The 6,370-nt window shown below is 58.2% G+C and carries 6 protein-coding genes; 5 read left to right on the top strand and 1 reads right to left on the bottom strand.

Going from position 1 to position 6,370, the window contains the following annotated elements:
• Positions 1–35: 35 nt before the first annotated feature.
• Positions 36–902, bottom strand: coding sequence for a transporter (locus tag QQJ96_RS04500; RefSeq protein ID WP_284330742.1), 867 nt, complete (start codon positions 900–902; stop codon positions 36–38).
• 266 nt (positions 903–1,168) lie between these two features.
• Between QQJ96_RS04500 and pdxR the strand changes: the two genes are divergently transcribed.
• From pdxR to QQJ96_RS04525, 5 genes are all read left to right on the top strand, one after another.
• Positions 1,169–2,644, top strand: a complete 1,476-nt coding sequence (pdxR, locus tag QQJ96_RS04505) for a MocR-like pyridoxine biosynthesis transcription factor PdxR (protein ID WP_284330743.1) — start codon at positions 1,169–1,171, stop codon at positions 2,642–2,644.
• A gap of 87 nt (positions 2,645–2,731) precedes the next feature.
• Entirely contained in the window at positions 2,732–3,172 is a 441-nt protein-coding gene (locus QQJ96_RS04510; protein ID WP_284330744.1) for a hypothetical protein, read from the top strand.
• Positions 3,173–3,396: 224 nt separating this feature from the next.
• A complete protein-coding gene (locus tag QQJ96_RS04515; RefSeq protein WP_284330745.1) occupies positions 3,397–3,963 on the top strand; it encodes a hypothetical protein in 567 nt (188 codons plus the stop codon).
• Positions 3,964–4,656: 693 nt separating this feature from the next.
• A complete protein-coding gene (locus QQJ96_RS04520; RefSeq protein WP_284330746.1) occupies positions 4,657–5,691 on the top strand; it encodes a site-specific integrase in 1,035 nt (344 codons plus the stop codon).
• Between the two features lie 157 nt (positions 5,692–5,848).
• Entirely contained in the window at positions 5,849–6,289 is a 441-nt protein-coding gene (locus QQJ96_RS04525) for a hypothetical protein (RefSeq protein ID WP_284330747.1), read from the top strand.
• Positions 6,290–6,370 lie beyond the last annotated feature (81 nt).

Genomic DNA, 6,370 nt, shown 5'->3' on the forward strand with positions numbered 1-6,370 from the left:
CAACAGCTGGGATTACCATCCCAGCCTACGGAACCCTAATACACATAGTTGATCGCCAGCGCCGGAGTCACGCTCGCGGTACTGTTGTGTCCGCCGAAAATCACCCGCGTTCCCAGCAATACCCCGATTGCCGGTGACCAGTTGTATTCGATCGCCGGCGCCAGGCCAAACGCCGTGCTGCTGCCAAGATTCGACGACACATTTTGCGGATACGGCACGTTGTTCGGATCTACCGTATCCATGCCGGCCAAACGCGTGTTGTCGTTGTGGCTGTAGGTGAGGTCCATCGCCAGCACCCACCGTTGCGTCAGGCTGTATTCGAAAGCCAGGTCGGCAAAGAAGCCATTGCCGGGTTTGACCCGGCCGCGAAAGGCATCATCCGTGCCATACACGCTCACGCCTTTCACCGACGCGCTGCGCGAAAAGGACTCCGACATGTTGAAACGCGTGCGCAGGATGCGTCCATTCGGTAGCCAGAAATACATCTGCGAATTGAGCCATACCGTAGTGGTATAGGTGCCGCTGCCCATGCCATCGCCGGGCCGCTTGCCCAGCTGATCGTACTTGCCGGTGGGAAAAGTTTCCTGCACCAGGATGGCCGTGGTCGGCATCCAGCTGCCTTGCTGGAATTCGGTAAGCCGGTATTGCGCTTGCAGGGTCCAGTCGCCGACGCCGACACCCGAGCTGTTCGGTCCGTTGCTGATCTTGTTGTAGCCGATGGCGGGAATCATGCCGATCGAAAAGCGATTGACCAGGCCGTAAAGCATGTAGGCACGCGAGCCGAAACTGTCGGTGTGCTTAGTACGGATATCGTAAACGTATGGCTCGAACAGCATGTGCCCCGGCGGCAGCGTTTCGGCCGAGTTCGCCAGCATCGGGCCGGTCCACCAGGCATCGTTCATGGCTTCTTGTGGCGCTGGCGTGCTGGTTGTCTGTGCGAAGGAGGTCAAGGGAGCGATACAACCGAGCATGCAAAGCGAGAGAAAAAGTCCGGTACGTTGCCGCGTTCTCATGAGTAGCCTTGGGGCGGATGAACGACCAGCTTCCGCTGCCGGCACGGTGTTCGCCATCCGGAAATGGTCGGGGGAGTGGCTAAAATAAGTCCGGGAGTGGTTGGCGGGAATAGCCACTTCGGTATGATCTGCGGCAACCACTTCAGACCACTGCGATGAAACGGCTGCCCAAAGGTTTTCTGCCCCCGATCGCGCTCGATGCGGCCAATGCCGCTCCGATGTACGACCAGCTCTCCGAATGGTTCCGGCGCGCCATCCTCGACGGACGGCTACGGCCGGGGCAGCGCGTGCCCTCCACCCGCAGCCTGGCGAAGGAGCTGAACATCTCGCGCGTGCCGGTGCTGAGCGCTTACGAGCAACTGTATGCGGAGGGTTATCTGCAAACCTTCGTCGGCGCCGGCACCTGCGTGGCCAGTTCGATCCCGGTCGAAACCAAACCAGCGAAGCCGACGCAACGTGAGTCACCGCGAGCGCCAGCGCAAAGCGCGCCGCGCAGAATCGCCCAACGCGTGGAAGGACTGCTCACGCCGCCGCAAACCTGGGCCAACAACAACGGGGCGTTTCGCGTCGGCTTGCCTGCGATCGAGCATTTTCCCACCGCGGCATGGTCCAAACTCATCCATCACCATGCTCGCCAGCCGCCCATCGAGCAGATGGTCTACGGCAGCCCGATGGGTTATCTGCCGCTACGCGAAGCCATTGCCGAATACCTCGGCACCGTGCGTGCCGTGCGTTGCGATGCGAGCCAAATTATCATCACCACCGGGTCGCAACAGGGCTTGCAGCTCTGCGCGCACGCGCTGCTGGAAGCGAAGGACCGCGTGTGGCTGGAAGATCCCGGCTACCCCGGGGCAAGGCTGGCTTTCCACACGGTAGGTGCGTCCATCGTACCGGTGCCCGTGGACGAGGAAGGCCTAAACGTCGACGAAGCCATCCGTCTTGATCGTCAGGCACGCGTTGCCTACATCTCACCCTCGCACCAGTTTCCGCTTGGCGTCACCATGAGCGCCGCGCGCCGTATGCAACTGCTGAACTGGGCCTCCCGCACCGGTGCGTGGATCATCGAGGATGACTACGACAGCGAATTCCGCTTCGGCGGACGCCCGCTCGCTTCGTTGCAGGGGATGGACACCGATGACCGCGTCATCTACGTCGGCACCTTCAGCAAAGTGATGTTTCCGGCCCTGCGCGTGGGTTATGTCGTTGTGCCCAAAGACCTGGTTGCTGCCTTTGGCGCGGTGCGCGACGCCTTCGATACCTTCTCCTCCATGCTTTACCAGGCCGCGCTCACCGACTTCATCCGCGAAGGCCAGTTCGCCCGCCACATCCGTCGCATGCGCGCGCTGTATCTGGAAAGGCGTATGGCACTGCTAGAAGGCATCGCCCAGCACCTGGACGATAAACTCGAAGTCATTGGCACCCATGCCGGCATGCAACTCACCGCATTGCTGCCGCGCGGCATCGATGACGTGGCGCTTTCCATCAAGACCGCCAAGCTGGGCATCTCCACGCGGCCGCTGTCCATCTGCTACGCCAAGCGGCCCAAGCGGGGAGGGGTGATCCTTGGCTATTCGGGGGCGAGCGTGGCGGAGATCCGGGAGGGGGTGCGCAAACTTCGGTCCTGTCTCTAACTTGGCACTGGCGCGCTTTTAAAGGATTATTCGCCAATGCCAACTCAATGGCGTGGATCGGACTATTCAACGGAAACAGGGGGAAACATGAAGTTTCGAAATATCTTGCTGGCGGCAGGTTTGCTGTTGTCCGGTACTGTGCATGCGGGTCAATATTCCGATGATCTTGCCAAGTGCCTGGTGGGAAAGAGCACGATGGATGATCACATCGTCTTAGTACAATGGATGTTCGCAGCCATGTCGCGCCATCCGTCTGTTGCAACCCTGGCGACCGTTCCAGACGACAAGATGGACAAGGCCAATCAGCAAATGGCGGCGCTGTTTACCAAACTGTTGACCGTCACGTGCAAAGACGAGGCAAAGCTGGCCCTGAAGAACGAAGGCAGCATGGCTTTTCAGAAGGGTTTTCAGGCGCTGGGTGAAGAGGCGGGGAAAGAGCTGTTCATCAATCAGCAAGTCATGCAAGGCATGGCGGGCATGACGAAGTATTTCGACAAAAAGACGCTGAGCGAGCTGCAGAGTCCCTAAGCGGCAGCTTTCAGCCGGTAGCCTCGCTTTAGCAGGCTACCGGCGTTGTAAGGCGCGTTCGATTTAGAGGGAACGAACAGGGGGCGTATGGGGACGCCGGGAAACGTGATCGAGCTGGTGCTGCTGGCGATGATGCCCGCCGGCTGCGTCACGCCCTGTCAAAGCAAAAACTAGCGACTAGACCGTTCGACCAGGAAATTCAGCGCTGATAAACAGGGGATTCCATGAAACGATATATTGCCGTGCTTTTGATGCTCGCATGCACGGGCTGTGCTCCCGTGAAAGTCAACGTGCCGGACATCGCCAAATCCGATTCGCTGCAAGTGACCGACATGAGGCCGGCCAGCGAAAAGGAGAAGAAACTTTTCAGCTTGCTGATCACCAGCAAAGAATACGGCGTCGTTCGGATGGGCGACGACAAGCTGTCGCCGCCGCCGGTTCGCTTGTTGCAGTACCAGGCGTTCCAGAAATTCGGAAGGGGAGATCACCAGCCCAACGTCATCGTCCATCACTTTGTGATCTATATGAACGCGCGCTCGCAGCTGCGCTCGGGCGCGGTCGGGGCAGCGGTTGGAGGCATGGTCGGCGCAATGATCGCTAACGCCATAGCCGACCACGACACCTCATCCCAGACCCGTATGGTCGATGAGAAGAGCTTTGACAACATACCGGATGAATATGAGCGCGGGCTCTATAACAGCTCCGAAAACTCGGATAAGGGCTCTGTGTACATCATCTACGTGGATACGGATATCGACGGCAAGCGAGTGTTTACCAGAACCATCGCATAGATGGATAAACATGGTGACCACAATCCATTGGCAGACGCGGTACAGTTGGCGATCAAGAACCATCTTGGCGTATACGATAGCGGTGTTGCGCCAATGGCCACCACGACACAGGCGAGTGCAGTCGCGCCAAAGTCTACGGTTTCAACCGATGCCGATGCTCCTGCTGCGTTGCCCACGCCCACGGTGCCGGCCGCATCTGCTGAGGAACCACCCGCTGTCGCATCCTCGTCCCTTCAGGAATCGGCTGCGAGCGCCTCGATCGAGCCGATTGCCCAGTCCGTTGCAACCCAACTGGGCTGCGGAGCGGTTGAGGCCAATGGTGACATGAGATTCATTGCACCTTGTGGCACGTATAGCGTCCTGATCGATTGCGCTGATGGACAGTGCCGTCCCGCGCATACGGTGAACGTCAAGCATGACGAGTAATGGGAACCGTGATCGGGGTGGCCTGGGGTGCTCTGTTTTGGCTGTTCCCGATGCGGATGCAAAAGCAAAAAAGCCGACCCAAGGGTCGGCTTTTTTTAGAAACATTGGTCGGGGTGACATGATTCGAACATGCGACTTCTACGTCCCGAAGGCTAAAATTCGTAAAAATGAAAACCGCATAACACCGCGGTTTTTGCGATAGACTGGGCTCTGATATACCCCTAAAAATACCCAATCGGGACACTTTCGGGACAGTCGAGAGGAAAAATGGCATCGATTACTCGCACAACAAGCGGAACGTGGCGGGTACGCGTTCGATTGGTTGGCGGTCGGTCAACGTCCGCGAACTTCGGCACGAAGGCGGAGGCGGTGGCGTGGGCGGCGAAGGAAGAAAGTGCCGTCCATCATCGCGTGCAGCGCGACTATACCGTTGCCGAGAAAACCTCGCTGCGCGATCTGCTGATGCGCTACGAGCGTGAGGTCGCTTCGAAGCTGAAATCATCAGCAGTGATGCACTACCACCTGGCGCGCTTCGTCGATGACCTCGGCCACCTGAGGCTCTCCGGTTTGACGCCAGAAGCGCTGACTGCTTGGCGTGATGAGCGACTGCGTACGGTGTCGCCGGCGACCGTGCGACGGGAATTGCAGACGCTGGGCAGCGTGATGACGTGGGCGCGCAAGGATCTATTGATCGCGATGCCGGAGAATCCGGTTTCTGCGATCCGCTTGCCGCCTGCGGGCAAGGCGCGGGACCGTCGGCTTGAGGAGGGGGAGGAGGCGCGCCTGATGAAGGCGTTGGGCGATCACTCGGAGCCGACGAAGGGTGCTAAGCGCGCGGGCAATTATCGGGTCGGCACGCGGAATCCACTAGTGAAGCCCGTGATCCAGTTTGCCATCGAGTCGGCCATGCGGTTGAGTGAGATTGTCAGTCTGCGTTGGGAAGACGTCGATTTGGAGGCGCAAACCGCTTTTCTTCCCGATACCAAAAACGGCGACAGTCGAACGGTGCCTTTGTCTAAGCGCGCCGTTGCGGTGCTTAATGGGTTGCCGCGTAGCGAGGATGAGCCTCGCGTGTTTCCCGTTTCAGCTAATGCGGTGAAACTGGCGTGGCGGCGCGCCACGGCACGGGCGGGTATCACGGATCTACGAATTCACGATCAGCGACATGAGGCGACCTCGCGTATCGCCAAAAAGATCCCAAATCTTGTCGAACTGGCCAGTGTCACCGGACACAAAGACCTACGCATGTTGCAGCGCTACTACCACCCCCGTGCCGAGGATCTCGCGAAGAAACTCGGGTAAGGCTGAGTCGAGAGGGTCACGCATGACGAAGGTTCGAGCAAAAGGGAGAGCTCCCTGGTTGCCATGGCCAGCCATGCGCCATGCCGCTGCCTCTCTGAGGAACACCGCTAGGGTCCACCAAGTAGGAAGCAATCACACAATCTCTGCGGCGTTGGTTATGACGGCGTTTAGTGTGGAGGCCTTCATACAAACGATAGGGCCCGAAGTCTTGCCGACAACATGGATCACTATAGAGCGCAAAAGCGTGCTCCATAAGTTGAAGGAGATTGGAAAGGCTACCGGAATCACGGTTGACTACGGGACCTTACCGTGGAACTTGATTAAAGAGCTTTTTGATGCTCGAAACCGACTCGCACACGCTAAACCAGCCGACCGGGAATTCGAGTTTATTCTTGAAATTCCTGATGGTGCCGATGAGCACGATGTGTTGACTGCGAAGCTCGAAGAAGAGTTTCAGCCACTGCATAAGTTGGATAAGCTCGATGCACTCGCCAAAACAATTGATGAAGCGCTTCTCCTGATTTGGATTTCTGCAGGGTATGAGGATTTTTCGTTCACCTCGAACGGCATGAATTCCTGGTCATTCACAGCAGAGTAATCCTGCACGCTGAATCGCTTAGGGATGCTCTGATTTATTCCGAGCTATGGCAAGATCCCGTCACCTGACGATGGAAGCGAT

Source organism: Dyella flagellata, assembly GCF_030160275.1.
Classification (GTDB): Bacteria; Pseudomonadota; Gammaproteobacteria; order Xanthomonadales; family Rhodanobacteraceae; genus Dyella_B; species Dyella_B flagellata.

Bases quoted from the DNA above. Each gene is read 5' to 3' on its own strand.
- QQJ96_RS04510 (WP_284330744.1), top strand. From the start codon at position 2,732: ATGAAGTTTCGAAATATCTTGCTGGCGGCAGGTTTGCTGTTGTCCGGT.
- QQJ96_RS04520 (WP_284330746.1), top strand. From the start codon at position 4,657: ATGGCATCGATTACTCGCACAACAAGCGGAACGTGGCGGGTACGCGTT.
- QQJ96_RS04500 (WP_284330742.1), bottom strand. From the start codon at position 902: ATGAACGATGCCTGGTGGACCGGCCCGATGCTGGCGAACTCGGCCGAA.
- QQJ96_RS04525 (WP_284330747.1), top strand. From the start codon at position 5,849: ATGACGGCGTTTAGTGTGGAGGCCTTCATACAAACGATAGGGCCCGAA.
- QQJ96_RS04515 (WP_284330745.1), top strand. From the start codon at position 3,397: ATGAAACGATATATTGCCGTGCTTTTGATGCTCGCATGCACGGGCTGT.
- pdxR (WP_284330743.1), top strand. From the start codon at position 1,169: ATGAAACGGCTGCCCAAAGGTTTTCTGCCCCCGATCGCGCTCGATGCG.